Consider the following 24,609-nt stretch of genomic DNA (forward strand, 5'->3'; position numbering starts at 1 on the left):
GGTCGAGGGATCAGGCCTGTTTCTTGAGCCTGGCGACTTCCGATGCCGGCAGCTGCGACGGCGCACGCGGCAACGGTGTCTGGCCCTGTGATCGATAGAACGACAGCGTCGAACTGAAGCTCTTTATATCGAACGGTTCGGCCTTGCCTTGAGGGCTGATGCGCTCGCCGGGCGTGCGGTCCTTGTATTCGACAGCCACCACGTAAGTGCCCTGCCACGGCAGCTCGAAGCTGACTTTGCCTGCCGCATCGGTGCGCTGGGTGAACACTTCACCGGAGCCGGTTTCCAACACCACGTCCTGGTCGGCCAACGGTTTGGACGCATAGAACACCTGGAACTGCGCCTTGCCTGCATCGGCGACGCCGGTGGGCACGATGTCCAGGGTCAGTTCCGGGGTGCGCGCGCGCAAGTCACCGACCCAACGGGTCGCCGGTGTCCAGTAGGTCTTCAGCGTCTTGTCGGCCTCATGAAGGTCGAAGATCGGATAGTGCGGGTCCTGGGCCAGCAGCGAGTCATCTGCCCGCGTTTGATGCGCCACCGCAAAGGCCTGACGCTGCAAGGTCAGTGTTAACGGCTGGGACCGGTTGCTGATCGACCAGCCCTTGAGTTGCTGGAACCGGTCCATCCCGCCCGGCGTGACTTCCAGCATGTTCTTGTCATATTCCCCGTAGTACAACGCCAGGGGTTGCCCGGGGGGTTGTTCATACCAGATTTGATGCGCCTCGCTGCTGCTCGCCAGCAGGAGGACGCCGTAACCCAATAGTGCTTTTGCGTTGCTCATTCGCATTTTTTACGCTCCGATTGGTGTTGTTCAGCGATTTGTTGCAGCCGCCTCATCCTGTCGAATCAGCGACTTCAAAAACCGCGCCCCTCTCTCTGTACGCATTACAGCGCAGAGACTTTTGCGCTTTGCTCTGAAATCAGCGCATACGGGGCAATCGGCAACTGTTTTTGTGGCTTGAAACAGCCGTTTATGCGGCTTGCGCCAGGATGAAGCGCCTTGGTCGGTTGTGCGGGCCCAATGTCCAAACGCAGTGCATTGCAAATGCAACTGTGGGAGCGGGCTTGCTCGCGAAGAGGCCGTGTCAGTCGGTAGAAATGTCGACTGACAAACCGCTTTCGCGAGCAAGCCCGCTCCCACAGGTAATCTGTATTGGGTTTGGGAATGGAGTCTGTCAGTGGCGCAGGAGTTTACGCAACGGCACGCCGTCCTTGAGCACCGGTGACTTGATGACGATGTAACTGAAGTACTTGGAGATCCCGATGTTCTTGTCCAGCAGGCTTTCGATCACCTCCTGATAATGCTGGATGCTGCGGGTCATGAAGCGCACCAGGTAATCGTAGCCACCGCTGATCAAATGGCACTCGAGCACTTCGTCCACCAGACGGATATTGGACTCGAACTTGGCGAAGTCTTCGCGCTTGTGGTCGCTCAAGGTGATTTCGGTAAACACCGTCACCGAATCGGTGATTTTGGCCAGGTTCAGGTGCGCCTTGTAGCTGGAAATATAGCCGGCCGACTCAAGCCGTTTGACCCGTTGCAGGCAGGGACTGGCCGACAACCCCACCGCATCGGCCAGGCTGACGTTGGTCATGCGCCCGTCCTTTTGCAGCTCCACCAGGATGCTGATGTCGATTCGGTCCAGTTTGACTAACCCTTCCATTGCGTACCTCTTGACTGCCGTTTGTAAGACAATCTTCTAGCAAAATCAGCGCCGTAAAGACAGCTGATGCTGAGCCACCAGATCCGCCATGCTGTTAATACAGTAATCCGCCGCGCACGGCGTGGGCTGTTTTGAGCGGCCGCGACAGATCAGGCACACGTCTTTGGCCGCCTGTCGATCGGCCGAAGGTCGGGTCACGTGCAGGATGCTGCCAGGTTCAAGTTCGTTGGCCTTCAACCACTCTGGATCGAGCAACGGGTCGCTGGCCAGTGAGATGAAATCGTCGGGCATGATCCCTAGTCGCTCGCAGAGCAGCCCTCGATCCTCGGCATCCCGGTCGCCGTGCACCAGCAAGCGGTAGAACTTGCGCAGGTACAACATCGCCCCGGGTGCGTCCTCGAACAGCGACCAGCCCGCCACCGAACGGGCAAAGCTCATGCCCTCCTCCCAGCTGGCTTTCAGGCCCCAGCGCTCGGCCAACTGGCGATGGGCAAAACACAGCACGCCACTAAAGCCCAGTTCAGCGAAACGCGGATACAGCGCACGCACCACCTCGCTGTATTCGGCCAGCACCTGTTCCTTGTCCGGGTGACCGCCTCGGCTGTCCAGCAGCGGTTGCAGTGCCGTCCAGACACCCGAGTCCCGATCGACCAGGACCTCATCGCAATCGATGAGCAGTGCTCGATAATCAGTCAGCCCCATGGTGCGCAAAGCCTCCGATGATGCATTCCATCAATCCATGCTCCATAAACGCTCACGGACGATGCCTTGTGGCACCGCCCCGAGCGGCCATGAGCTCAGTTCAAGACCCGTGCCAATGCCGCTTCAAGAATCTGCAGCGCTTCATCGACTTGTTCTTCGGTGGTCACCAACGGTGCGAGGAAGCGCAGCACGTTGCGGTACACCCCGCATTTGATCACCAGCAAACCGCCGGCCCGGGCTTCATCGATCAGTCGCTGATTCAGGTCGGCGTCCGGCGTACGGGCCTCGTCATTCCTGATCAACTCGATCGCCAGCATGAACCCGGTGCCGCGCACGTCGCCGATTTGCCCGTGACGGGCCTGCAAACGCACCAGTCCCTGACGCAAACGCTCACCGAGTGCTTCGCCGCGAGCCAGCAGCTGTTCTTCCTCAAAGGCCTCGATCACCGCCAGCGCGGCGGCGCAGGACAAGGCGTTGCCACCGTAAGTGCCGCCCAAGCCACCGGGCAGCGGCGCGTCCATGATCTCGGCCTTGCCGACCACCCCGGACAACGGCAAGCCACCGGCCAGACTCTTGGCGACGGTCACCAGGTCCGGCTGAATGCCGGCGTGCTGAAAACCGAACCACTTGCCGGTCCGGCCGAAACCGGTCTGGATTTCATCGAGAATCAGCACGATGCCGTGCTTTTCCGTCAGCGCGCGCAGGGCCTGGAGAAACGCCGCCGGTGCTGACAGGAAACCACCATCGCCCTGCACCGGTTCGATGATGATCGCGGCGACACGCTCAGGGCCAACCTGGGTGGCCAGCAACTCGTCGAGGGCCTTGAGCGCCATCTCACTGGTGACGCCGCGATAGGCATTCGGATACGGAGTGTGGAAGACCTCCGGCGCGAACGGCCCGAAGTTCTGCTTGTACGGCTGGCTCATGCCGGTCAGCGTGGTGCCGAGCAAGGTACGGCCATGGAAGCCGCCGCGGAAGGCGATCACGGCCGAGCGGTTGGTGTGGGCGCGGGCGATCTTCACCGCGTTTTCCACCGCCTCGGCACCGGAAGTAAAGAACGCCGCTTTATACGCTTCCTTGCCCCCGATCATTTCGCACAGACGCTGGGCCAAATCGAGATAAGGCTTATAGGCCACCACCTGGAAACAGGCGTGAGAGACCTTTTGCAATTGCGCCTGCACCGCAGCGACCACCTTCGGGTGATTGTGACCGATGTTCAGCACACCGATGCCGCCGACAAAATCCAGGTAGCGCTTGCCGTCCACGTCCCACAACTCGGCACCTTGGGCGCGATCGATCACCAACGGGTGAGCGGTCACCAGGCCACGCGGCACGAATTGATCGCGCTGACGGAGCAAATGAGGGGTTTCGTCGACTTTGCTATTCATGGCATTTCCCATCGTGAGTCCGGCAACCGGGAGGTGGTTGCGATGGTGTTCAGGTTAAGCCTTGCGCGAAACGATCTACGCCGAACTTGGCCCCTGAGAAATTCGGATCGACTGTTTTCACCCTGCCAAACGGCAGATTCCTTTCACCCGCCGAATCTGCCGGGCCATCGCCGATCGAACATCACGAAACCCGTTTAACCCGGCCCTTTCGACAGATCCTGCGCCGACGTTGCGCGATGATGGACAACACCTTCATCCCTCAGGACATGCCCATGGCCCTGCTTTATAAAGCTGACCCTGTGCGCGGCGAACAGTGGAAAGCGCTGTTCGCCAAACACGCCCCGGATATCGAATGGCGCGCCTGGCCGGACATCGGTGATCCCGCGGACATCGAGTACCTCGCCGCCTGGCAGGCACCCGACGATCTCGAAACGCTGCTGCCCAATCTGAAGGTGTTGTTCGCGTTGTCCGCCGGGGTCGATCAACTCGACCTCAGTCGCTTGCCACCGAGCTTGCCGGTGGTGCGCCTGCTGGACCCCGGCATCACCCGCGGCATGTGCGAGTACGCCAGTTTTGCAGTGCTGAGCCTGCACCGGGACATGCTGCGTTATCGCCAGCAGCAAATGGCGCGGTGCTGGCAGGCGCACTTGCTGCAACCGGCGGCCACGCGGCGGATCGGCGTGATGGGCCTTGGCACCCAGGCTCAGCAGATTCTGGCGACGTTGCAGCCCATTGGCTTTGCCTTGTCGGGTTGGGCGCGCAGTGCGCATCAGGTCGCTGGCGTGGAGTGCTACGCCGGTCGTGAGCAACTGCCGGCATTTCTCAGCCAGTGCGACATTCTGCTGTGCGTGCTGCCGCTGACTGGGCAGACCCAAGGCATTCTCGATCGTGAATTGTTCCGGCAATTGCCCCATGGCGCGGCGTTGATCAACATGGGCCGTGGCGGGCATCTGGTGGAAAGTGATCTGCTTGAGGCGCTGGACAGCGGGCAGCTCAGTGGCGCGGTGCTCGATGTGCTACAGGAAGAACCGGCGCCGGTGGATCATCCGTTTTGGGATCATCCGCAGATTCTGCTGACACCGCATATTGCCGCGATGACGCAGCCGGAAAGTGCGTTTGGGGTGTTGTTGGAGAATATTCGGCGGCATCAAAGAGGCGAGCCGATGGTGGGCCAGATCGATCGGAAGCAGGGCTATTGAAATAGTCAGGTTTAGTATTTGTGGTGGCTGCTAAAGCCACCCCTCACCCCAGCCCTCTCCCCAGTGGGGAGAGGGGAAAGGGAGCAGATCTTCACTGTTTTCGAAACCTGAGTTCGACTCGATAGTTCAGGTCGCAGAATTTCTTATAAACAACTCGGTCAGTCCCCTCGCCCCTCTGGGGAGAGGGTTAGGGTGAGGGGTCGATTTCAGGTCCACCCACACACTCAAAGGCAGGCGGCGATGGCTTTGCCAACATCTTGAGTCGACCCCTTCCCCCCCAGATCCGGCGTAATCGGCCCCTGCGCAATCACCCGCTCGATCGCCTGCAAAATCCCGTCATGCGCCGCACGATAACGCTCGTCTCCGTTGCCGAGGAAATCGAGCATCAACGCCCCGGACCAGATCATCGCAATCGGGTTCGCGATGTTCTGCCCGTAGATGTCCGGCGCCGAACCATGCACCGGCTCGAACAGCGACGGAAACCGCCGCTCTGGATCAAGGTTGGCCGACGGCGCAATACCAATGGTCCCTGCACACGCAGGCCCCAGGTCGGACAGGATGTCGCCGAACAGGTTCGACGCCACCACCACATCAAACCGGTCCGGTTGCAGCACGAAACGCGCGCACAGAATGTCGATGTGCTGCTTGTCCCAGGTAATGTCCGGGTACTGCGCCGCCATCAATGCGGTGCGCTCGTCCCAGTACGGCATGCTGATGGAAATCCCGTTGGACTTGGTCGCCGCCGTCAGGCGCTTGCGCGGCCGGGTCTGGGCCAGGTCGAAGGCGAACTTGAGAATCCGGTCCACGCCGCGTCGGGTAAACACCGATTCTTGCAGCACGAACTCATGCTCGGTGCCTTCGAACATCTTGCCGCCCACCGAGGAATATTCGCCCTCGGTGTTCTCGCGGATCACCACGAAATCAATGTCCCCCGGTTTGCGTCCGGCCAAGGGGCATGGCACGCCGGGGAACAGCCGCACCGGGCGAATGTTCACGTACTGGTCAAAGTCGCGACGGAACTTCAGCAGCGAACCCCACAGGGAAATGTGGTCCGGCACCTTGTCCGGCCAGCCCACGGCGCCGAAGTAGATCGCGTCGAAGCCCTTGAGCTGTTCGAACCAGTCGTCGGGCATCATCTGCCCGTGTTCCAGGTAGTAATCGCAATGCGCCCAATCGAGCACTTCGATGCTCAGATCCAGCTGCCATTTCTTCGCGGCTTGCTCCAGTACTCGCAGCCCTTCCGGCAGGACTTCCTTACCGATGCCATCGCCGGCAATCGCGGCGATTTTGAATGTCTTGCTCATCAATCTGCCTCCCCGTGTCTGTGAATTACAGCCCACCGATGTGGAAGGCTTTGACTTCAAGGTATTCGTCAAGACCGTACTTGCTGCCTTCGCGACCCAGGCCTGATTGTTTGATGCCGCCGAACGGGGCGACTTCCATGGAAATGATCCCGGTGTTAAGGCCCACCATGCCGAACTCCAGGGCCTCGCCGAAACGCCATGAACGACGTAAATCCTGGGTGAAATAGTAGGCCCCCAGACCGTAAGGCGTAGCATTGGCCAGCGCGAGGGCTTCGGCTTCGTCAGTGAAACGCATCAGCGGCGCCACCGGACCGAAGGTTTCTTCGTTGGCCAGCAGCATGCCCGCGTGGGCCTCGCCGAGGACCGTGGGCTGGACAAACTGGCTGTCGCCCTCGGGAATGCCGCCGCAGAGCAAACGTGCGCCCTGGCTCAGGGCATCGTCGATGTGCCGGGCGACTTTGCTCACCGCCGCCGGGTTGATCAGCGGGCCAATGGTGACATCAGCATCCAGGCCGTTGCCGACCTTGAGCTTGCCCACCTCCTCCACCAGGCGCTGGGCGAAGCGTTCGTAGATGCCGTCCTGCACCAGAATGCGGTTGGCGCAGACGCAGGTTTGCCCGGCGTTGCGAAACTTGCTGAGCATGATGCCGGCCACCGCCTGCTCAAGATCAGCGTCGTCGAACACAATGAACGGCGCGTTGCCGCCCAGTTCCAGGCTCAAGCGCTTGATGTGTTCGGCGCTCTGGCGCATCAACAAGCGGCCGACGGCGGTCGAGCCGGTGAAGGAAATCTTGCGCACGCTCGGGTTGCCGGTCAGCTCTTCGCCGATCCCGGCGGGCATGCCGGTCAACACGTTGAACACCCCGGCCGGGATGCCCACGCGTTCGGCCAGTACTGCCAACGCCAAAGCAGACAACGGCGTCAGGTCCGAGGGCTTGACGATGATCGGGCACCCGGCCGCCAGGGCTGGCGCGCATTTGCGGGTGATCATCGCATTGGGGAAATTCCACGGGGTGATCGCGGCGCACACACCCACCGGTTGCTTGAGCGTCATCAGCCGGCGGTCACCGCTGGGGGCCGGCATGGTTTCGCCGTAGACCCGTCGGGCCTCCTCGGCGAACCATTTGACGAAACCGGCGCCGTAGCGAATTTCGCCTTTGGCTTCGTTCAGCGGTTTGCCCTGTTCGCAGGTCATGATCAGCGCCAGGTCGTCGAGGTTGTCGATCATGGCCTGATACCAGCGCTCGAGCAGCGCCGCACGTTCCGCCGCCGGGCGAGCGCGCCAGGCCGGCCAGGCTTTTTCGGCGGCTTCGATGGCGCGACGGGTTTCCGCGCCTTGCATTGCCGGTACGCGGCCAATCAACTGGCCGTTGGCCGGGTCGATGACGTCCAGGGTCGCGGCATTGTCGGCGCCGATCCACTGCCCGTCGACATAGGCGAGTTCTGCTAAAAGGCTGGGGTCTTTCAAACGATTCTTGAGCATGGTCGAGTCCTGATCCGAGACAGGACTCCAGTCTATGGAGATGTGTTGGTGGAGGATGCTGAAAGTGATTTTAGGACAGTGTCGGATGCTGAAATTGGCGGTGGAACGGCAGATTCGTGATCCGTCAGACAAACACAAAACCCTGTGGGAGCGGGCTTGCTCGCGAAAACGGCGGGTCAGTCGATATCAATGTTATTGACACTCCGCCTTCGCGAGCAAGCCCGCTCCCACATTTGATCTGCGTTGGTCTTGGAACCTGATTACAGTTTCAGGGAACCGAGCAGGCCATCAAGAAACCGCTCCCCGGCCTCCATCTGGCTGATCTCGATAAACTCGTCCGGCTTGTGCGCCTGTTCGATCGAACCCGGTCCGCAGACCACCACCGGCACATCAAGGCGTTGCTTGAACAGCCCGCCTTCGGTGCCGAACGATACTTTGGCGGTACCGGTATCCGGCGCGGCAAAGTTCTTCAGAAAGCGCACCGCTTCGACGCTCGGGTGCGTATCGAGACCGGGATAGACGTTGACAGTTTCAATGTCGATCGCTGCGACACTGGACAGTTTTTTAGCCTCACGCACGATGACTTCGGCACGTTCGCGCATCTGTTCCAGGAACTGATCCAGATCGTCCGCCGGCAAGTTGCGCACTTCGAAGTCCAGGGTGCACAGGTTCGGCACGATGTTCAGCGCCTTGCCGCCAACAATCTGCCCGACATGCACGGTGCTGTAAGGCACGTCGTAGTCAGCATCCTGGGCGCCCTGCTCTTGCAATTGCTGTTGGCTTTGACGCAGCGCGGCGATGAAATCGCAGGCCACGTGAATCGCATTGACCGAGCGCGGGGCCAGCGAGGAATGCGCTTCCAGGCCCCGACAATACGTGCGGTAAGACCCCTTGCCCTTGTGCCCCAACACAAACTGCATGTTGGTCGGTTCACCGATCAAACACAGGAATGGCCGCACCGGCGCCAGGTGCAACACGTCCAGCAAACGTCGCACGCCGACGCAACCGGTCTCTTCGTCATGGGACAGCGCCAGTTGCAGCGGCCGGCTCAATGGGCTGTCCGCCGCGTCGAGCATGGCGTCGATGGCCAATGCGATGAAGCCCTTCATGTCGCAACTGCCACGGCCGTAAATCCGCCCATCCTGCACCGTCGCCTGAAACGCCGGGAAGGTCCAGGCCTGCCCCGCCGCCGGCACCACGTCGGTATGCCCGGACAGCAGAATCCCTGGCAACTCGCGAGGGCCGGTGCTGGCGAACAGGTTGGCTTTTTTGCCTGTTTCATCCTTGACGATCAGCGACTCGATGCCTTTGGTCAGCAGCAAATCGCGCACGTACTCGATGAGGGCCATGTTTGACTCCGAAGACACGGTGTCGAAGGCCAACAGGCGTTTGAGAATATCCAGTACACGGGGTTTCATGAGGCCTTGCTCCGTTGCTCGGCTGAGAGGGCGAACCGGTTGATGGAGAACGGCTCAATCGATGTGCTGGTGCTGCCGGTGCTGATCAGTTCGGCCATCACGTCGCCGACGCCCGGGCCGAGCTGAAAACCGTGGCCGCAGAAGCCGAAGGCGTAGAACAAGCCATCGACGGTGCCGCTGGGGCCCATCACCGGCAGGGAGTCGGGCAGATAACCTTCGATGCCGCTCCAGACCCGAATGATGTTCAGGTTGCCGACACCTGGCAGCAGGCGGCGCATCTGCTCCATCTGATTGAGGATGCTGCGTGGTTCGACATAGGCCCGGCGATTGAGCATGTCTGGTTTGCTGCGGTAGCCGCCGCCGATGACGATGTTGCCGCGCGGGATCTGGCGGAAATAGATCACTTCCTCGGGAATTTTGGTGTACACGCCGATCACCGTCGGCAAGGCGTAAGGCACCGGTTCGGTCACGGCCATTTGCGGGCCATGGGTGTCCAGCGGCACCGGTTCGCCGAACTGCGCCGACAGTTTCTGGCCCCAGGCGCCCGCGGTGATCAACAGCTGGGCGGCGCTGAATTGACGACCATCGGTGGTGGTGACGTTGAACTCGCCAGCGACCTTCTGCACTTCGGCGACTTCGGTCTGTTCTTCGATCCGCGCGCCGAGGCGTCTTGCGGCACGGGCAAACGCCGGGGCGGCCAAACGTGGGTTGGCGTGGCCGTCGTGGGGTGCGTAGGAGCCACCCTTCACGTCTGGCCCGAGGAACGGGAACCGCGCGTGCAGCTCGGCGCCGCGAAAGATTTTCAGATCCAGTTGCGCCGCTTCGGGTGCTGCCGCGTAGGCTTCCAGCTCAGGGATTTCGTCTTCGCGGTAACACACACGCATGTGCCCGCTGGCGATGAATTCGAGGTCGTCGTCGATCAACTCCGGCAAGCGCTTCCACAGTGCCCACGAACGGTTGGCCAACGCCAGTTGCCCAAGGAATCGGCCCTGGCGCCGTACGTTGCCGAAGTTCACGCCACTGGCGTACTGACCAATCTGGTCGCGCTCCAGCAGGATCACCGACTGACCGCGCTGACGCAGAAAAAACGCCGCCGCCGAGCCCATCAGGCCGCCGCCGACAATCACGACATCGGCTTTGTGAACCGTCATGGCGACACCTCCTCGGTGAGCATCGAAAGGGGTTTGACCGGCGCCTGACCGCGCTGCCGGCCGACCTGTTGCACGCTGACACCAGCAGCGGCAGCAATCACCTCAGCCCCGGCCTGGGAACAATAACGGCCCTGGCAACGGCCCATGCCGACTCGGCTGAATGCCTTGGCCCGATTGACTTCGCAGGCACCCTTTTCGCTGACGGTGCGGCGCAATTCGCCGGCGCTGATCATCTCGCAGCGACAGACGATGGCGGCATCCGGCAAGGCTTTGGCTTGCGCCGACGGCCATGGAAAGGCCTGGGCCAGCCCCAGGCGAAACTGATCCATCACCGCCAGCGCGTGGCGTTGTTCGTCGCGCAACCCGGCGTTCAACGGTTGGTGCAGATCCTCCAGCAGCGCCATCGCGACCAGCCTTCCAGCATGTTCAGCCGCATCCGCGCCGCGAATCTTCGAGCCGTCCCCGGCCGCGTATACACCACTGACCGAGGTCCGACCGTCCTCATCAACCGCCAGCAACCATTGGCTGGACGCTTCATCGAACCGCAGGCGACAACCGGCCAGGTCCGCCAATTGCGTTTCCGGGCGCAGGTGATAACCCAGGGCCACGGCATCGCAATTGACCGTCAGGGTTTCCCCGCGCGCCGTGCTGACCCGCACGCCACTGACTCCGGTCGCCTCGTCACCCAGCACTTGCTGAGGTTTGATCCCAAGATGTACCGGGATTTTCGCCTGATACAGCTGTGCCAACAGTTTCATCCCGGTGAACAGCAATCCGGGACGCGCCAACAGTTTTGGCATGGCAAGGATGCGTTTGCTCAGCGGTGAGGTATCGAGCACTGCCGCCACGTTGGCGCCGGCCTTGACGTATTGGCTGGCGACCAAATACAGCAACGGCCCGCTGCCCATAAACACCACACTGTGGCCGATGGAGACGGCCTGGGACTTGAGTGCGATCTGCGCCCCGCCCAAGCTGTAGGTGCCCGCCAGTTGCCAGCCTTCGATTGGCATCAAGCGATCGGTGGCGCCGGTGCAGAGGATCAACGCGTCGTAATCCACCGTCGTATGCTTGCCCTGTTTGACGCAGCACAATTGCCCCGGTGTGAGGTTCCACACCAGCGTGTCCGGACGGTAGTCGATCGACCCGCGCAAACGATCGAAGCTTTGGTGCAGGTCCCGGGCCTTGGCGGCTTCGGTGCCGTACAGCGTGACGTAATCGCGGGTAAAGCCTTCCGGCTGGCGACGGTAGATCTGCCCGCCATCCCGACGATTTTCATCGATCAGGATCGGCTTTAAACCCGCAGCCACCAGAGTTTCGGCACAGCGAATACCGGCCGGTCCGGCGCCGACGATAACGACTTTATTAGAGCTCAGCCGTGCAGTGGCCATGTCGCCTCCGGTTGTGTGGTGACGATGTCCAGCCCTTCACGGACTTCGTTGGAGCAGGCACGCAGGCGTTCGCCGCTGCGAGTCCAGACCCAGCAATCCTGGCAGGCGCCCATCAAACAAAAACCGGCGCGCCGGCCCGAATCGAATTCCGACTGGCGCAACGCCGAGCCCTGGGTCAGCAACGCGACCATCAGGGTATCGCCCTGCAACGCCTCGATGGGTGCGCCGTCCACCTTCAGATTGACAGTCGGTCGGCCCTGCTCGGCCAGCCTCACAAAACGCCCCTTCATGCATAGGCTCCCTGGGTCATGATGTTCAAATCCTGCTGGGTTTTCAGCAGCTCGGCCGTGTCGTGGTGGCAAAGGATTTCGCTGCCACCGGCGATGACTCGGCGGTTCGGCGCGGTGTGATTGCACAGGCCGTCGACCCGCACCGGGCACCGATTGAGAAAGGTACACAGCTCCGGCACGTTGGCCTTGGCGCCGATCGGTGGCAGTTCGCCGCAAGTGGTGCCGCAGTTCTCCAGCCAGCCCTGACGCAGTTCCGGCACCGAATGGATCAACAGGTCGGTGTAAGGATGAAACGGTGCCTGGGCGAACGCTTGCCGACTGCCGGCCTGAACCTTGTGGCCGCTGTACATCACCACAATGTCATCGCATAGCGCGCGGACGGTGGAGATGTCGTGACTGATGAACAGGTACGACACCCCCAGTTCCTGACGCAGGTCGCGCAGAAGTTCGAGAATCGCCGCGCCGACCACGGTATCCAGCGCCGAGGTCACCTCATCGCACAGAATCAGATCCGGTTTGGCCGCCAGTGCCCGGGCCAGGTTGACCCGCTGCTTTTGCCCGCCCGACAGTTCATTCGGACGCCGTTCGGCCATCGTGCGCGGCAAACGAACGAGATCCAGCAACTCGCCGATGCGCTCGCGCAATGCGGCGCCTTTGAGACCGAAATACATCTTCAGCGGCCGGCTCAGGATGGTGCTGACACTGTGCATCGGGTTGAGCGCGGTGTCGGCGTTCTGGAACACCATTTGAATGCGGCGGAACTGTTCGGCGGTGCGCTCGGACAGGCTGCCGCCCAGCGGTTGACCATCGAAGGTCAGCCCGCCCAGCGCCGGGGTCAGCAACCCCGCCACCACCCGCGCCAGGGTCGATTTGCCTGAGCCCGACTCACCGATCACGCCGATGGCCTGACCCCGGCGCACGGTCAGGTCGATGTCTTCCAACACTCGAATCGACGGCATGCCGTGCATGTTCTTGTTACCGTAACCGGCGGTCAGGCCCTGGATGGTCAGCAACGGCGTGTCTTGCGCCACATCGCAGGGCGGACGAATCGTCGTGTCCGGCCGCGCCGCCGCCAGCAGGCTGCGGGTGTACTCGTGGGCCGGGGCTTTGAGTAAGGGAGCGGTGGCGCTTTGTTCGAAAATCTCGCCGCCGTTGAGCACCACAATCTGATCGGCCATCTGCGCGACCACGGCGAGGTCGTGGGACACGTAAACCGCCGTCGCCCCACGTTCACGGACCACCCGCTTGAAGGCGCGCAGCACGTCGATCTGGGTCGTCACATCGAGGGCTGTCGTTGGTTCGTCGAGCACTACCAGCAGCGGATCGCTGATCAGCGCCATGGCCGCCATCACCCGCTGCAGTTGACCGCCGGAGACCTGATGGGGATAGCGCTGGCCAATGCGATCGGGGTCCGGCAGCGCCAGGTCGCGGAACAATTCGATGGCCTTGGCTTCGAGCACGGCCCGGCTGCCCAGGCCATGAATCAGCGCGCCTTCCACCACTTGATCGATGAGTTTTTTTGCCGGGTTGAACGCCGCCGCCGCACTCTGGGCGATATAGGACACACGGTTGCCACGAAGGCCTTGCAGCTCGCTTTCGCTCAAGGCGAGCATGTCGTGCTCGCCGATCTGCACCACGCCGGACGCCAGGCGACAACCGCGCCGGGCGTAACCGAGCAGCGCCAGAGCGATGGTGGTCTTGCCCGAACCGGACTCGCCGATCAATGCCAGCACTTCGCCTTTGGCCAGGGAGAAACTCACGCCCTTGACGATTTCTACTTCGCCACGCTCGCCACAGGCGACCACGCGCAGGTTTTCGACTCGAATCAATTCACTCATTTCAATGGCCTCCCGAACGTCGACTACGTCGCGAAGACAGGCGGTCGATAAACAGATTCACACCGATGGTCAGGGTGCCGATGGCCAGCGCCGGAATCACGATGGCCGGCGCGCCCTGGTTGAGGCCGCCAATGTTCTCGCGCACCAGTGAGCCGAGGTCGGCATCCGGCGGTTGCACGCCCAGACCGAGGAAGCTCATGCCGCTGAGCAGCAACACGATGAAACCGAAACGCAGCCCGAGGTCCGTCAGTACCGGGTTGAGCATGTTCGGCAAGATCTCCACGCAAGCGATGTACAGCCGACGCTCGCCGCGAGTGCGGGCCACTTGCACGTATTCCAGGGCTTCAATGTTCACCGCCATGCTGCGGGCGATGCGGAACGCGCCGGGGGTGAAACTCAGCACCGCCGTGCAGATCAGCAAGGTGACCGAGGAGCCGAAGGCCGAGACCATGATCAGCGCCAGCATCTTGCTCGGGATCGAAATAAAGGCGTCCATCAAGCGACTGATCACCTCGTCCAGCCACTTCGGCGACACCACCGACAGCAGCGCGCAGCTGGTGCCCAGACCGCTGGCCAACACGGCCGCCACCAGCGCCAGGCCGACGGTGAAACGCGCGCCGACGAGGATGCGACTGAGCATGTCGCGGCCCAGGTAATCGGTACCGAACGGGTAAACGGCGCTGATGCTGTCAAAGACATTGTCAGAGACCACTTCGCCCACCGGGTGCGGCGCCAGCCAGGGGCCGAAGATCGCCACCAGCAACCAGATAACGCACATCGCAGCCCCGATCAGACCCAGCCAGACAGGACCGTGAGACACCTTGCCAACCGACAGGTCGGGGGTCGCAGGCGTCGATTTCACAATGAGATTGTTCATTGGTTTCTCAGCCTCGGATTGGACAGAATCGCGCACAGGTCAGCAAGCAGCACCAACCCCAGGTAAGCCGTACAAAACAGCATGGTGCAGGCCTGGACCAGCGCCATGTCGCGGTTAGTCACCGCATCGACCATCAGGCTGGCGATGCCGGGGTAGTTGAAAATCGTCTCGACAATGACCACCCCGCCCAACAGGTAGGACAGACTCAGGGCGATGGCATTGGCGATCGGCCCGATGGCATTGGGCAAGGCATGGCGCAGCACGATCCGTATCGGGCTCACGCCTTTGAGCCGGGCCATTTCCACGTAGGGGCTGTCCAGTTGATCGATCACCGCCGCCCGAGTCATGCGGGCCATTTGCGCGACGATCACGCAGCACAGCGTCATCACCGGCAAGGCGTAAGTGCGCATGAATTGCCAAGGCGAGGTGATGTCACTGGCGTACGACAGCGCCGACAACCAGCCCAGGTTCACCGCAAAAATCAGCACCGCCAGGGTCGCCACCAGAAACTCCGGAACAGCGACCATGGCCAGGGTGAAAAAGCTCAGGAAGCTGTCGATGCGCCCCCCGCGGCCCATCGCCGAGCCGATGCCCAGAATCAACGCCACCGGCACTGACACCAGCGCCGTGGCGGCCGCCAGCATCAAGGTGTTGGGCACCCGCCCGGCCATCAACTCGCTGACCGGCATGGCGTTGGAGACCGACTGGCCCATGTCGCCGCTCAGCAGGTTCATCAGCCAGTGCAGGTAACGCAACACACCGGGCTGATCCAGCCCCAGTTTCAGGCGCAACGCCGCCACTTGTTCCGGCGTTGCGAACTGCCCGAGCGATTGTTGCGCCGCGTCCCCCGGCAGTACCGCCGTGATCGCAAACACGACCATGGACACGATCAACAAGGTCACGATCGCGGCGCCCAGGCGCCGGCCGATCAACCACAGTGTGTTGCTATTCATCGCCCTACCCTCATGCAATGTCCCCGTCGCTGCAACCACTGCTCATCAAGCGTCCAGCCAGACCTGCTCGGCGAACATGTAGCCCATGAAACCGCCCAGCGGATTGCTGCCGTAGCCTTTGATGCGCTGGTCGACACCGTCGATGTTGCTGATGAACACCGGCACGCCGATACCGCTGTGGTCATGCACCAGGGTCTGCATGTCGGCGTACATCTTGCTGCGCTTGGCGTCGTCGGTTTCACCCCGGGCGAGCATCAGCAACTGATCGAACTGATCGTTCTGCCAGCCCGATTCGTTCCACGGTGCTTTCGACTGGAAGAACTGCGAGAACATCACGTCGGCGTTCGGCCGCGGATTGATGTTGCCGAAGCTCAACGGGTGCTTCATCCAGTGGTTGGACCAGTAGCCATCGCTCGGCAGGCGGTTGACGTCGAGCTTGAGCCCGGCCTGTTTCGCCGATTGTTGCAACAGCACCGCGATGTCCACCGAACCGGTGGCGGCCGGCGATGCGACCAGCGGCATCGTGATGCTTTCCATGCCGGCCTTCTTCAGCAGGAACTTGGCTTTTTCCGGGTCGTAGACCCGTTGCGGCAGGTCGGCGTTGTAGTAGCGCGAACCGGGGGAAATCGGATGGTCGTTTCCGACCACGGCAAAGCCACGGAACACCGCGGATTTGACCTGTTCACGGTCCAGCAGGTGCTTCATGGCCTGGGTGAACTCGGCGCTTTTGCCCGGCATCTGGTCCTGGCGGATGATCAGGTCGGTGTAGTTGCCCGATGGCGCATCGACGACCCGGTGCTTGGCGCTGGCCTTGATACGCGTGGTCGAGCGCGGGTTGACCTCGTTGATCATGTGTACGTCGCCCGACAACAGCGCGTTGACCCGCGACGGTTCGTCGGCAATGGCGATGAACTCGATTTCGTCGAGGTACGGCAGGCCCGGTTTCCAGTAGCCGGTATTGCGCGCGGCAATCGAGCGCACGCCCGGTTTGAATTCCTTGACCTTGAATGGCCCGGTGCCAATGCCTTGGTTGAAATCGGTGGTGCCTTCCGGAACGATCATCAGGTGCGACACGGCGAGGATCGACGGCAGTTCGGCGTTCGGCGCGCTCAGACGGATTTGAACTTCGTTGGGGCCGGTGGCTTTGATTTCTTCGAACTGCGCCATCAGCGGCATGACCTTGGAACCGGTCAGCGGATCCTTGTGGCGCGACAGCGAGTACACCACGTCGGCAGCGCTCAGGGTCTTGCCGTTGTGGAAGGTCACGTCCTTGCGCAGGGTAATGGTCCACAGCGTGGCATCGGTGTTGTCGATGCGCTCGGCCAGCTCCAGTTGCGGCACCAAGTGGGCGTCGAAACGGGTCAGGCCGTTGTAGAACATGAAGTGGCGCACGTAGTCGGTCGACAACGCGCCTTTGGCCGGGTCCAGCGTATCGGCGGTGGAGCTGGACATGCCGGCGACACGAATCCGCCCGCCCGGTTTGCCTTTGCCGGGGGTGGCGGCTTCTTCGGCGAACAATTTACCGGCGGCGCCGAACAGGCTGCCGGCGCCCGCTGCGGCAACACCGGCCACACCGAGCATCTGCAAGGCGTTGCGGCGCGACATGCCGCGGTTGAGGCCTTCGAAAACCCGCAGGCTTTCCTGGCCGGAGATCAGTTGGGAGTCGATCTTTTTGTCAGTCATATCAGTTGTACCTGTCGATAATGAGAAGGCTCGGGTTGTCCGGAGCGTTGAAACGCAAACGACGGTGACGCCACAACATCAACTCAATGCAAATAATCCTGGAAGCGGTAATAGGCGCCCACAAACGGCAGGAACCACGGCTTGCCGAAATGCCCGGGAATCGCCGGCCATTCGAGTTCACGCCAAGGGTTGGCTTCGACGTTGCCGGCCATGACATCGGCCATGACCTGGCCCATGTGCACCGACATCTGCACGCCATGGCCGCTGTAGCCCATGGAGTGATAAATCCCGCCGTGCTGACCGGCACGAGGCAAGCGGTCGGAGGTCATGTCCACCAGTCCGCCCCAGCAGTAGTCGATCTTGACGTTGGCCAACTGCGGGAACATCTGCACCATCGCCGCTTGCAGCACCTTGCCGCTCTTGGCGTCATTGACGCTGTCCGACATGGCGAACCGCGCACGGCCGCCAAACAGCAGGCGATTGTCCGGGGTCAGGCGGAAGTAGTTACCGATCATGCGGCTGGTGACATAGGCGCGGCGGCCCGGCAACAACTGCTCGATCAGCGACTGCGGAAGGACTTCGGTGGCAATCACAAAACTGCCCACTGGGACGATCCGCCGCCGATACCAGCCCAAACCGCCGTGCTGACAGGCGCCCGTGGCCAGCAGCACCTGACCGGCGTGCAGCGATCCTTTGCTGGTGTTGACCTGATAACCGCCGGCCTGGGCTTTCCAGTCCACAACCGAGGTGCCTTGATGGATCAACGCACCATGGCGAGCTGCCGCTTCGGCCAAACCGACACCGAAGCGCCCGACATGCATCTGCACGCCGTTGCGCTGCAGCAAGCCACCGTGGAACTGCGCTGAATTCACTTCAGCGCGGGTCTGCTCGGCGGACAGCAATTCGACGTCGGCATCGACTTCCTTGCGAATCAGTTCGCACGTCCGTGCCAGTCCCTCGTAGTGCATGGGCTTGGCCGCCAGTTTGAGCTTGCCGTTACGAATCAGGTCGCAGGCGATCTGCTCCTGGTCCACTAATGAAACGACACTCTGCACCGCGTTTTCGTAAGCCTGGTAATAAGCCCGTGCCTTGTCGGCACCGAGGCTGGCGCTGAGCCCGGCGTAGTCCTGGGCAACGCCGGTGTTGCACTGGCCGCCATTGCGTCCCGACGCTTCACCGATGACCCTTCCGGCCTCGAGCACCACCACACTGGCGCCCTTCAAGGCCAACGCCCGGGCCGCCGCCAGGCCGGTGAAACCACCACCGACGATGGCCACGTCGACCTGCCCGGGCAAAGCGCCGAGCTGAGCACCGCTGAACGCCGGTGCGGTGTCGAGCCAGTAGGATTCACTGCCCATGTCTAACCCGCCTATGCCAAAAAAAGAATGCGTGAAGAGCGCCGTTACCGTCCGACTCAGAGACCAACCAGTGCGGCCAGCCCACCGATGTCAGTGATCTGCTGGTAGCCGTAGAAGGCGTTGCCCGGGACTTCGTGACCACGGGCGACGAAGGCCTTGTTCTTGATCTTCATGTCGTGGGCTGGCATCAAGTCATAACGGAAGCTGGAAGAGACATGCAAGATGTCTTCCGGACCGCAGTTGAGGTTGTCGAGCATGTACTCGAACGCGGCCAGACGCGGCTTGTAGGCCTGGGCCTGTTCGGCGGTAAAGACCTTGTGGAACGGCGCGCCGAGCTTGTCGACGTTGGACATGATCTGGCTGTCGCTGGCGTTGGAGAAAATCACCAGCGGGATCTTGTCGGCGATTTTCGACAGGCCGGCCGGCACATCGGGGTGCGGGCCCCAAGTCGGCACGGCGTCGTAATACAGCTGACCTTCGTCACGGTATTCGATGCCCCAGCGCTTGCAGGTCCGCGCCAGTGCGGTTTTGAGGATCTCGTCATAGGGCATCCAGTCACCCATGACCTGGTCCAGGCGGTAGGCCGAGAAGTCCTTGACGAACTGATCCATCTGCTCGGGCTTCACGCGATCGGCGAACAGTTCGCGAGTCATCGTGCCCATGTGGAAATTGGTCAGCGTACCGTAGCAGTCGAACGTAATGAATTTGGGGCGAAGAAAGCTCATTGAGTGCGGTCCTGAAGTTCGTTGAGGTCATGGCGTGACAAGCATTCGCTCCGTTTCCGAAGCTGTGATGCAACGCTGCAGCACACCGTCATTACAACACTGTGAAATCAGCAGATGGCGTTAAAAGCGACCTTCGCTCGATACAAACCACCGTTTTAGCGCCCACCCTCAGCAGACTTTGCGGCGCGCACAAGCCTTGGGCAAACCCCGTATTTGTGCGCTCTTATGGGCCTTTACAGCCCTGCAAGGCCCGATCACGCACCGATCTGCCGCAGAACCTGCGCCGGGCTGAACGAAAACGGGCGCTTACCGAAGGAAGCGCCCGTTTGACATGTTGAAGATCTGGAGGCTGGTGAGAACCTGTGGGAGCGAGCTTGCTCGCGATGAGGCCAGTCCACTCAATATCGATGTCGCCTGTCAGGCCGCTATCGCGAGCAAGCTCGCTCCCACAGGGATTGCGTTTACTGGACGATATCGATCAGCACACTCTTGAAGCGTAAATTGGCTTCGAACGCTTCGCGCCCCAAGTCCTTGCCGATGCCGGAGCGTTTGTAGCCGCCAGTCGGCAGGATGTAGTCGTTACTGCGCCCGTAACGGTTAACCCACACGGTCCCCGCCTCCAGCCGCCGGACCAGACGCAGGGCGCGATTTATATCGGCGGTGTGTACGCCCGCCGCCAGGCCGTAGGTGGCGTGCGCGGCCAGGCTCAGCGCCTGTTCTTCATCATCGAATGCCTGCACCGTCAGCACCGGGCCGAAGATTTCTTCGCAGATGGCCGGGTTGTCATTGTCCAGACCCACCAACAAAGTCGGTTGGTAATATGCGCCGCCCAGACCTTCAAATAATCCGCCGCCGGTCAGCACTTCAGCGCCGGCCTGACGCGAGCGTTGGACGATGCCGTCGATGCGGTTGGCTTGCAGTCGGGAAATGATCGGCGACAACGTGCTCTCGGATGACCAGGTCGGCCCCGGACGCAGCTCCTCGAAATACGCCTGCAAATGCGCAATAAACGGTTCCATGATCGAGCGCTGGATTAGCAGTCGCGAGCCGGACACGCACACCTGCCCGGCGTTGCCGGTGATGGCCAGCGCGACAGTGCGCGCGGTTTTGGCGATGTCCGGTACATCAGCGAATACCAGTTGCGGGCTCTTGCCGCCGAGTTCCAGGGTCACCGGTTTTGGCCCCACCAGCGCGCAGGTCGACATGATGCTCGACCCGGTCGCCGTGGACCCGGTGAACGTCACCTTGGCCACGCGCGGATGGCGACACAAGGCATCGCCCGTGATGCGGCCATCGCCCTGGATAACGTTGAAAATTCCCGCCGGAATGCCCGCCTGCAGCGCCAGTTCGGCAAAGCGCAGGCTGGAGAACGGCGTCAGCTCCGAAGGTTTGAGCACCACGGCATTACCGGCTGCCAACGCCGGGGCCACTTTCCAGGAGGCCATGCTCAAGGGGAAGTTCCACGGTGCGATGGCGGCAATGACGCCGTAAGGTTCGGCGATCTGCATGCCCAGTCGATCGGTCTGGGTCGCCGCCACGTGACCGCCATGCTTGTCCGCCAGTTCGGCGAAGAAGCGAATGCCTTCAGCGACATAAGGAATATCCCAGGCGATCACATCTTTGTGAGGACGCGTCGAGCCTACGGCTTCCAGCGGTGCCAGAATGGCGGCGTCCGCCTCGATCAGATCGGCCCAGCGGCGCATCACCCGCGCCCGCTCCCGGGGTGGACGACTGGCCCAGTCACTGCGATTGAACGCCTGCCAGGCATCAGTGACCGCTTCATCCACCAGGTCGGCATCGGCAATTGGCAACTGGGCATAGACCTGACCGTCAGAGGGGCGCACCACCTCAAGCCCGGGTTGTGCATCGCGGTACTTTCCAGCGATGAAGTGAGCGCTGCGCACAGCGATAAGGCGGGGATCGAAGCTATCCATGGAGCACTCCAAATAAGGGACGATGCGTCGTGAACTCAGGTCTCCATCGTAGAAAAAAAGCCCTGGCATTTGCTGCCGACCTTGCGGTGCATTTAAGTAGTAAGTGTGGTCTGCCGACCTCGGGCTTGCGGAATCTGCCGAATGCGTAAGCCCCCCTTGTCAGGCCTTCACACAGATGGGATACAGGCACCATCGCGCTGGAAATCCGGTCGCTCGCGCACACTGTCCAACGGAGACTCGCCATGTCCGCCTTGCAACAACCTGCTTATGTCTATCGGCCGATGACGGCCGCCGACCTGCCCTCGGCCCATGCCTTGTCCGTGCAGTTGAAGTGGCCCCATCGCCTGGACGACTGGGCCATGTTGCAACGGGTCAGCGACGGCTTTGTGGTGCTCGATGGCGAGCGTCTGATCGGCACGGCTTTCGCCTGCCCCCAGGGTGGCTTCACCACCATTGGCCTGGTGATCGTCAGTGATGACTATCAAGGCAAGGGCATCGGCCGCAAGCTCATGGAACAGGCGCTGGATGCCTGCCAGTCACGCACCCCGATGCTCAACGCCACATTGGCCGGCGCACCGCTTTACGCCAGCCAGGGCTTTGTCGAATTCGGCCGGATTCAGCAGCATCAGGGCAACGTCAATGCACCTGCACCCGCCGCACTGGCCGACAGCGAACGTTGCCGTGCGCTGGACGCGGCTGATCAGGCTCGCGTGCTGGCTTTGGCCAACGCCGGCAGCGGGCTGGATCGCAAAGCGGTGCTCACCGATCTGTTCGAGGTGGTCGAGCATTCGGTGGGGATCGAACGCGACGGCCAGTTACGCGCCTTCGCCTTGCTGCGCCCCTTCGGCCGTGGTCGTTGCATCGGCCCGGTCGTCGCCGAAAATCTCGAACAGGCCAAACACCTGATCGCCGTGTTGCTGGCGCAAATACCAGACGCCTTCGTACGCATCGACATTCCGGCAGACAGCGGCCTGGCCGAATGGCTGGAGTCGGCGGGTTTGAAGCCGGTCGATACCGTGGCACAAATGGCCAAGGGCACTCCACCGCAAACAGCCAATGGCGTCCAGCAGTTCGCATTGGTGACTCAAGCCATTGGCTGATCGCTATCCCTCACAGTCTTTTTTATGGAGCGTCACCCGTATGTCTGAACCTACCGTTCTGCTGTTGGCTCGCGCCGACGGCAGCCGCGTTACCACGTCTTTTACAGCAGCGTCTTTGGGTGCTTTCGATCCGTTCAAGGACGGTCGCCAGTTGGCCTACAACGGCCCGGACGGCGTGTCAGCGGGCATCGTGCACGCCAGCGGAACGCTCGATAGCGATGACTTTCCGCACACCGAAGTGATCGTGGTCCACGCCGGCCACGTCGTGCTGCAATCCGAGGAGCAGACGCTGGAACTGGGTGTCGGCGTCAGCGCCGTGATTGGTCGCGGTACAGCGCTGCGAATCCAGGCTCAAACCGATACATGCTGGGCGTTTTGTGCCGTCACCAGCCCCAGCGCAAACCCGATACCGGGCCTGACCGCGCTCGACCCGCGGGACCTACTCTCGCCTTCGGCTGCACCGGAACCGCAGATTTTGATCGGGCCGACACCGCAGTGCCGGTCACACAACGCCTTCGAAGACAACGCCACCCAACTGCGCGTCGGCGTTTGGGATTCGACACCGTATGAGCGTCACGGCCGCCCGCACAAACTCCATGAGCTGATGAACCTGATCGAAGGCAGTGTCACCCTGCTGGCGCCTGATGGAACGAGCGTGGAGGTCAACACCGGCGACAGCGTGTTTGTGCCGCTCGGTGCAGCGTGCGCGTGGAAAAGTACGCGGTATGTGCGCAAGTTCTATGCGGTGAAGTAGTGGCGTAGTGTCTTCCTGAGTACGCGGTAGTTTGGAAAGGGCACGCTCCACTGCTGCGGCGATGAACGCGTGCCCATTTTTCCTATCCTTTTACGCACACCACCTGACGCAAGGTGTGCAGCACTTCCACCAGCTCGCGCTGGGCGTGCATGACGTGGTCGATGTCCTTGTAGGCCATCGGAATTTCATCGATGACGGCAGCATCTTTGCGGCACTCCACGTGGGCGGTGGCACGGATCTGATCTTCGACGGTAAACAGGCTTTTCGCTTTGGTACGACTCATGGTGCGGCCGGCACCGTGGCTGCAGGAGCAGAAGGAATCCTCGTTACCCAGCCCGCGGACGATGAAGCTTTTGGCGCCCATCGACCCCGGAATAATCCCCAACTCGCCCTTCTTGGCCGATACCGCGCCTTTGCGGGTGACCAGAATATCCTGACCAAAATGCCGCTCTTTCTGCACGTAGTTGTGGTGGCAGTTCACCGCTTCCAGCGCCACCTCGAAGGGCTTGCTGATCACTTTTCGGGTCGCCTGAATCACCGATTGCATCATCAATGCACGGTTCTGCCTGGCGAAGTCCTGAGCCCAGCCAACCGCTTCGACGTAGTCATCGAAGTGCCGGCTGCCCTCTTTAAAGTAAGCCAGGTCACGGTCCGGCAGATTGGCGAGGTGCTGACGCATATCCGCCTGAGCCATTTGAATGAACAGGTTGCCGATAGCGTTGCCGACGCCACGGGAACCGCTGTGCAGCATGAACCAGACCCGGTCGGTTTCATCCAGGCACACCTCGATGAAGTGGTTCCCGCTGCCCAGCGTGCCCAAGTGCCCACGGTTATTGGTGTTGGCGAGTTTCGGGTACTTGCCGGTGATCGCCTTGAACCGCGAGTCCAGTGCCGCCCAGGCCCGATCCGCCTGATGCGGAACGCTGTCCCAGGCACCCTTGTCCCGAGCACCGCGCCCCCCGGTGCGGCCATGGGGCACCGCTTTCTCGATCGCACAACGCAAGCCATGCAGGTTGTCCGGCAAATCGCTGGCGGTCAGCGACGTGCACGCGGCGATCATCCCGCAGCCAATATCCACCCCAACAGCGGCCGGAATGATCGCGCCGACCGTGGGAATCACACTGCCGATAGTCGAGCCCTTGCCCAGGTGAACATCAGGCATCACCGCCAGATGCTTGAAGATGAACGGCATCTTGGCGGTGTTCATCAATTGCTGTCTGGCTTCGTTTTCTACCGGCACGCCTTCGGTCCAGAGCTTGATCGGTTTGCCGTTGGCGACTTCCAGCAGTTGGTAGGTATGTGCTTGCATGATTTTGATTATTTTCTATTTACCGATTGTTCGGCGTTGTTCTGGCGCCTGAGGTGAAAAAGGTATTAGCAGCCGACGCGCCAGCTTTGAT

General features: G+C 61.6%; 21 protein-coding genes. 3 read left to right on the top strand and 18 right to left on the bottom strand.

Going from position 1 to position 24,609, the window contains the following annotated elements; genetic code table 11:
* Positions 1 to 10: 10 nt before the first annotated feature.
* From ACA056_RS15525 to gabT, 4 genes are all read right to left on the bottom strand, one after another.
* Positions 11 to 781: a DUF4198 domain-containing protein gene (locus tag ACA056_RS15525; protein WP_497265856.1), complete on the bottom strand. Its 771-nt coding sequence runs from the start codon at positions 779 to 781 to the stop codon at positions 11 to 13.
* A 394-nt stretch (positions 782 to 1,175) separates the two neighbouring features.
* On the bottom strand, positions 1,176 to 1,664 hold the full coding sequence (locus ACA056_RS15530) for an Lrp/AsnC family transcriptional regulator (protein ID WP_008055821.1): 489 nt from the start codon (positions 1,662 to 1,664) through the stop codon (positions 1,176 to 1,178).
* Between the two features lie 45 nt (positions 1,665 to 1,709).
* Positions 1,710 to 2,366 carry an HAD family hydrolase gene (locus ACA056_RS15535; RefSeq protein WP_497265859.1) on the bottom strand — a complete coding sequence of 219 codons (657 nt, stop codon included), beginning with the start codon at positions 2,364 to 2,366 and terminating at the stop codon, positions 1,710 to 1,712.
* Positions 2,367 to 2,461: 95 nt separating this feature from the next.
* On the bottom strand, positions 2,462 to 3,754 hold the full coding sequence (gene gabT / locus ACA056_RS15540) for a 4-aminobutyrate--2-oxoglutarate transaminase (protein ID WP_497265861.1): 1,293 nt from the start codon (positions 3,752 to 3,754) through the stop codon (positions 2,462 to 2,464).
* 272 nt (positions 3,755 to 4,026) lie between these two features.
* On the opposite strand from gabT, the gene ACA056_RS15545 reads away from it, so the two are divergent.
* Positions 4,027 to 4,953, top strand: coding sequence for a 2-hydroxyacid dehydrogenase (locus ACA056_RS15545; protein ID WP_497265863.1), 927 nt, complete (start codon positions 4,027 to 4,029; stop codon positions 4,951 to 4,953).
* Positions 4,954 to 5,177: 224 nt separating this feature from the next.
* Here the strand turns inward: ACA056_RS15545 and ACA056_RS15550 are convergent, their stop codons facing one another.
* From ACA056_RS15550 to ACA056_RS15610, 13 genes are all read right to left on the bottom strand, one after another.
* Positions 5,178 to 6,257, bottom strand: a complete 1,080-nt coding sequence (locus tag ACA056_RS15550; RefSeq protein ID WP_497265865.1) for a tartrate dehydrogenase — start codon at positions 6,255 to 6,257, stop codon at positions 5,178 to 5,180.
* A 25-nt stretch (positions 6,258 to 6,282) separates the two neighbouring features.
* Positions 6,283 to 7,740: an NAD-dependent succinate-semialdehyde dehydrogenase gene (locus tag ACA056_RS15555; RefSeq protein ID WP_497265867.1), complete on the bottom strand. Its 1,458-nt coding sequence runs from the start codon at positions 7,738 to 7,740 to the stop codon at positions 6,283 to 6,285.
* A gap of 260 nt (positions 7,741 to 8,000) precedes the next feature.
* Positions 8,001 to 9,158 carry an acetylornithine deacetylase gene (gene argE / locus ACA056_RS15560; RefSeq protein WP_497265869.1) on the bottom strand — a complete coding sequence of 386 codons (1,158 nt, stop codon included), beginning with the start codon at positions 9,156 to 9,158 and terminating at the stop codon, positions 8,001 to 8,003.
* Positions 9,155 to 10,309 carry an NAD(P)/FAD-dependent oxidoreductase gene (locus ACA056_RS15565; protein WP_497265871.1) on the bottom strand — a complete coding sequence of 385 codons (1,155 nt, stop codon included), beginning with the start codon at positions 10,307 to 10,309 and terminating at the stop codon, positions 9,155 to 9,157. Before ACA056_RS15565 ends, argE begins: the two co-directional genes overlap by 4 nt.
* Positions 10,306 to 11,697, bottom strand: coding sequence for an FAD/NAD(P)-dependent oxidoreductase (locus ACA056_RS15570; protein WP_497265873.1), 1,392 nt, complete (start codon positions 11,695 to 11,697; stop codon positions 10,306 to 10,308). The genes ACA056_RS15565 and ACA056_RS15570 overlap by 4 nt, the downstream gene beginning before the upstream one ends.
* Positions 11,679 to 11,987, bottom strand: a complete 309-nt coding sequence (locus ACA056_RS15575; RefSeq protein ID WP_415769402.1) for a (2Fe-2S)-binding protein — start codon at positions 11,985 to 11,987, stop codon at positions 11,679 to 11,681. The genes ACA056_RS15570 and ACA056_RS15575 overlap by 19 nt, the downstream gene beginning before the upstream one ends.
* A complete protein-coding gene (locus ACA056_RS15580) occupies positions 11,984 to 13,825 on the bottom strand; it encodes an ABC transporter ATP-binding protein (protein ID WP_497265875.1) in 1,842 nt (613 codons plus the stop codon). The genes ACA056_RS15575 and ACA056_RS15580 overlap by 4 nt, the downstream gene beginning before the upstream one ends.
* A gap of 1 nt (position 13,826) precedes the next feature.
* Positions 13,827 to 14,702 carry an ABC transporter permease gene (locus ACA056_RS15585; RefSeq protein ID WP_497265877.1) on the bottom strand — a complete coding sequence of 292 codons (876 nt, stop codon included), beginning with the start codon at positions 14,700 to 14,702 and terminating at the stop codon, positions 13,827 to 13,829.
* On the bottom strand, positions 14,699 to 15,655 hold the full coding sequence (locus ACA056_RS15590; RefSeq protein WP_497265879.1) for an ABC transporter permease: 957 nt from the start codon (positions 15,653 to 15,655) through the stop codon (positions 14,699 to 14,701). The genes ACA056_RS15585 and ACA056_RS15590 overlap by 4 nt, the downstream gene beginning before the upstream one ends.
* Before the next feature lie 45 nt (positions 15,656 to 15,700).
* Positions 15,701 to 17,338, bottom strand: coding sequence for an ABC transporter substrate-binding protein (locus ACA056_RS15595; RefSeq protein ID WP_497265881.1), 1,638 nt, complete (start codon positions 17,336 to 17,338; stop codon positions 15,701 to 15,703).
* Positions 17,339 to 17,421: 83 nt separating this feature from the next.
* Positions 17,422 to 18,696, bottom strand: coding sequence for an NAD(P)/FAD-dependent oxidoreductase (locus ACA056_RS15600; RefSeq protein ID WP_497265883.1), 1,275 nt, complete (start codon positions 18,694 to 18,696; stop codon positions 17,422 to 17,424).
* A gap of 56 nt (positions 18,697 to 18,752) precedes the next feature.
* Positions 18,753 to 19,421, bottom strand: coding sequence for a haloacid dehalogenase type II (locus ACA056_RS15605; RefSeq protein ID WP_056743952.1), 669 nt, complete (start codon positions 19,419 to 19,421; stop codon positions 18,753 to 18,755).
* A gap of 461 nt (positions 19,422 to 19,882) precedes the next feature.
* A complete protein-coding gene (locus ACA056_RS15610) occupies positions 19,883 to 21,355 on the bottom strand; it encodes an aldehyde dehydrogenase family protein (RefSeq protein ID WP_497265886.1) in 1,473 nt (490 codons plus the stop codon).
* Positions 21,356 to 21,597: 242 nt separating this feature from the next.
* Between ACA056_RS15610 and ACA056_RS15615 the strand changes: the two genes are divergently transcribed.
* Positions 21,598 to 22,455 carry a GNAT family N-acetyltransferase gene (locus tag ACA056_RS15615; RefSeq protein ID WP_497265888.1) on the top strand — a complete coding sequence of 286 codons (858 nt, stop codon included), beginning with the start codon at positions 21,598 to 21,600 and terminating at the stop codon, positions 22,453 to 22,455.
* 40 nt (positions 22,456 to 22,495) lie between these two features.
* Positions 22,496 to 23,209, top strand: a complete 714-nt coding sequence (locus ACA056_RS15620; RefSeq protein WP_497265890.1) for a cupin domain-containing protein — start codon at positions 22,496 to 22,498, stop codon at positions 23,207 to 23,209.
* A gap of 82 nt (positions 23,210 to 23,291) precedes the next feature.
* On the opposite strand, the gene ACA056_RS15625 is transcribed toward ACA056_RS15620, so the two are convergent.
* Positions 23,292 to 24,518 (bottom strand): RtcB family protein, encoded by a 1,227-nt coding sequence (locus ACA056_RS15625; protein WP_497265892.1) that lies wholly within the window; start codon positions 24,516 to 24,518, stop codon positions 23,292 to 23,294.
* Positions 24,519 to 24,609 lie beyond the last annotated feature (91 nt).

The sequence above is a fragment of the Pseudomonas sp. LBUM1666 genome (assembly GCF_059695775.1).

What these genes read in the sequence shown, in the direction of transcription:
- ACA056_RS15615 (WP_497265888.1), top strand. Translation starts at nt 21,598, where the DNA reads ATGTCCGCCTTGCAACAACCTGCTTATGTCTATCGGCCGATGACGGCC.
- ACA056_RS15585 (WP_497265877.1), bottom strand. Translation starts at nt 14,702, where the DNA reads ATGAACAATCTCATTGTGAAATCGACGCCTGCGACCCCCGACCTGTCG.
- ACA056_RS15565 (WP_497265871.1), bottom strand. Translation starts at nt 10,309, where the DNA reads ATGACGGTTCACAAAGCCGATGTCGTGATTGTCGGCGGCGGCCTGATG.
- ACA056_RS15610 (WP_497265886.1), bottom strand. Translation starts at nt 21,355, where the DNA reads ATGGATAGCTTCGATCCCCGCCTTATCGCTGTGCGCAGCGCTCACTTC.
- ACA056_RS15530 (WP_008055821.1), bottom strand. Translation starts at nt 1,664, where the DNA reads ATGGAAGGGTTAGTCAAACTGGACCGAATCGACATCAGCATCCTGGTG.
- ACA056_RS15595 (WP_497265881.1), bottom strand. Translation starts at nt 17,338, where the DNA reads ATGACTGACAAAAAGATCGACTCCCAACTGATCTCCGGCCAGGAAAGC.
- ACA056_RS15525 (WP_497265856.1), bottom strand. Translation starts at nt 781, where the DNA reads ATGAGCAACGCAAAAGCACTATTGGGTTACGGCGTCCTCCTGCTGGCG.
- ACA056_RS15555 (WP_497265867.1), bottom strand. Translation starts at nt 7,740, where the DNA reads ATGCTCAAGAATCGTTTGAAAGACCCCAGCCTTTTAGCAGAACTCGCC.
- ACA056_RS15620 (WP_497265890.1), top strand. Translation starts at nt 22,496, where the DNA reads ATGTCTGAACCTACCGTTCTGCTGTTGGCTCGCGCCGACGGCAGCCGC.
- ACA056_RS15590 (WP_497265879.1), bottom strand. Translation starts at nt 15,655, where the DNA reads ATGAATAGCAACACACTGTGGTTGATCGGCCGGCGCCTGGGCGCCGCG.
- ACA056_RS15625 (WP_497265892.1), bottom strand. Translation starts at nt 24,518, where the DNA reads ATGCAAGCACATACCTACCAACTGCTGGAAGTCGCCAACGGCAAACCG.
- ACA056_RS15550 (WP_497265865.1), bottom strand. Translation starts at nt 6,257, where the DNA reads ATGAGCAAGACATTCAAAATCGCCGCGATTGCCGGCGATGGCATCGGT.
- ACA056_RS15575 (WP_415769402.1), bottom strand. Translation starts at nt 11,987, where the DNA reads ATGAAGGGGCGTTTTGTGAGGCTGGCCGAGCAGGGCCGACCGACTGTC.
- ACA056_RS15545 (WP_497265863.1), top strand. Translation starts at nt 4,027, where the DNA reads ATGGCCCTGCTTTATAAAGCTGACCCTGTGCGCGGCGAACAGTGGAAA.
- ACA056_RS15570 (WP_497265873.1), bottom strand. Translation starts at nt 11,697, where the DNA reads ATGGCCACTGCACGGCTGAGCTCTAATAAAGTCGTTATCGTCGGCGCC.
- ACA056_RS15535 (WP_497265859.1), bottom strand. Translation starts at nt 2,366, where the DNA reads ATGGGGCTGACTGATTATCGAGCACTGCTCATCGATTGCGATGAGGTC.
- ACA056_RS15600 (WP_497265883.1), bottom strand. Translation starts at nt 18,696, where the DNA reads ATGGGCAGTGAATCCTACTGGCTCGACACCGCACCGGCGTTCAGCGGT.
- argE (WP_497265869.1), bottom strand. Translation starts at nt 9,158, where the DNA reads ATGAAACCCCGTGTACTGGATATTCTCAAACGCCTGTTGGCCTTCGAC.
- gabT (WP_497265861.1), bottom strand. Translation starts at nt 3,754, where the DNA reads ATGAATAGCAAAGTCGACGAAACCCCTCATTTGCTCCGTCAGCGCGAT.
- ACA056_RS15605 (WP_056743952.1), bottom strand. Translation starts at nt 19,421, where the DNA reads ATGAGCTTTCTTCGCCCCAAATTCATTACGTTCGACTGCTACGGTACG.
- ACA056_RS15580 (WP_497265875.1), bottom strand. Translation starts at nt 13,825, where the DNA reads ATGAGTGAATTGATTCGAGTCGAAAACCTGCGCGTGGTCGCCTGTGGC.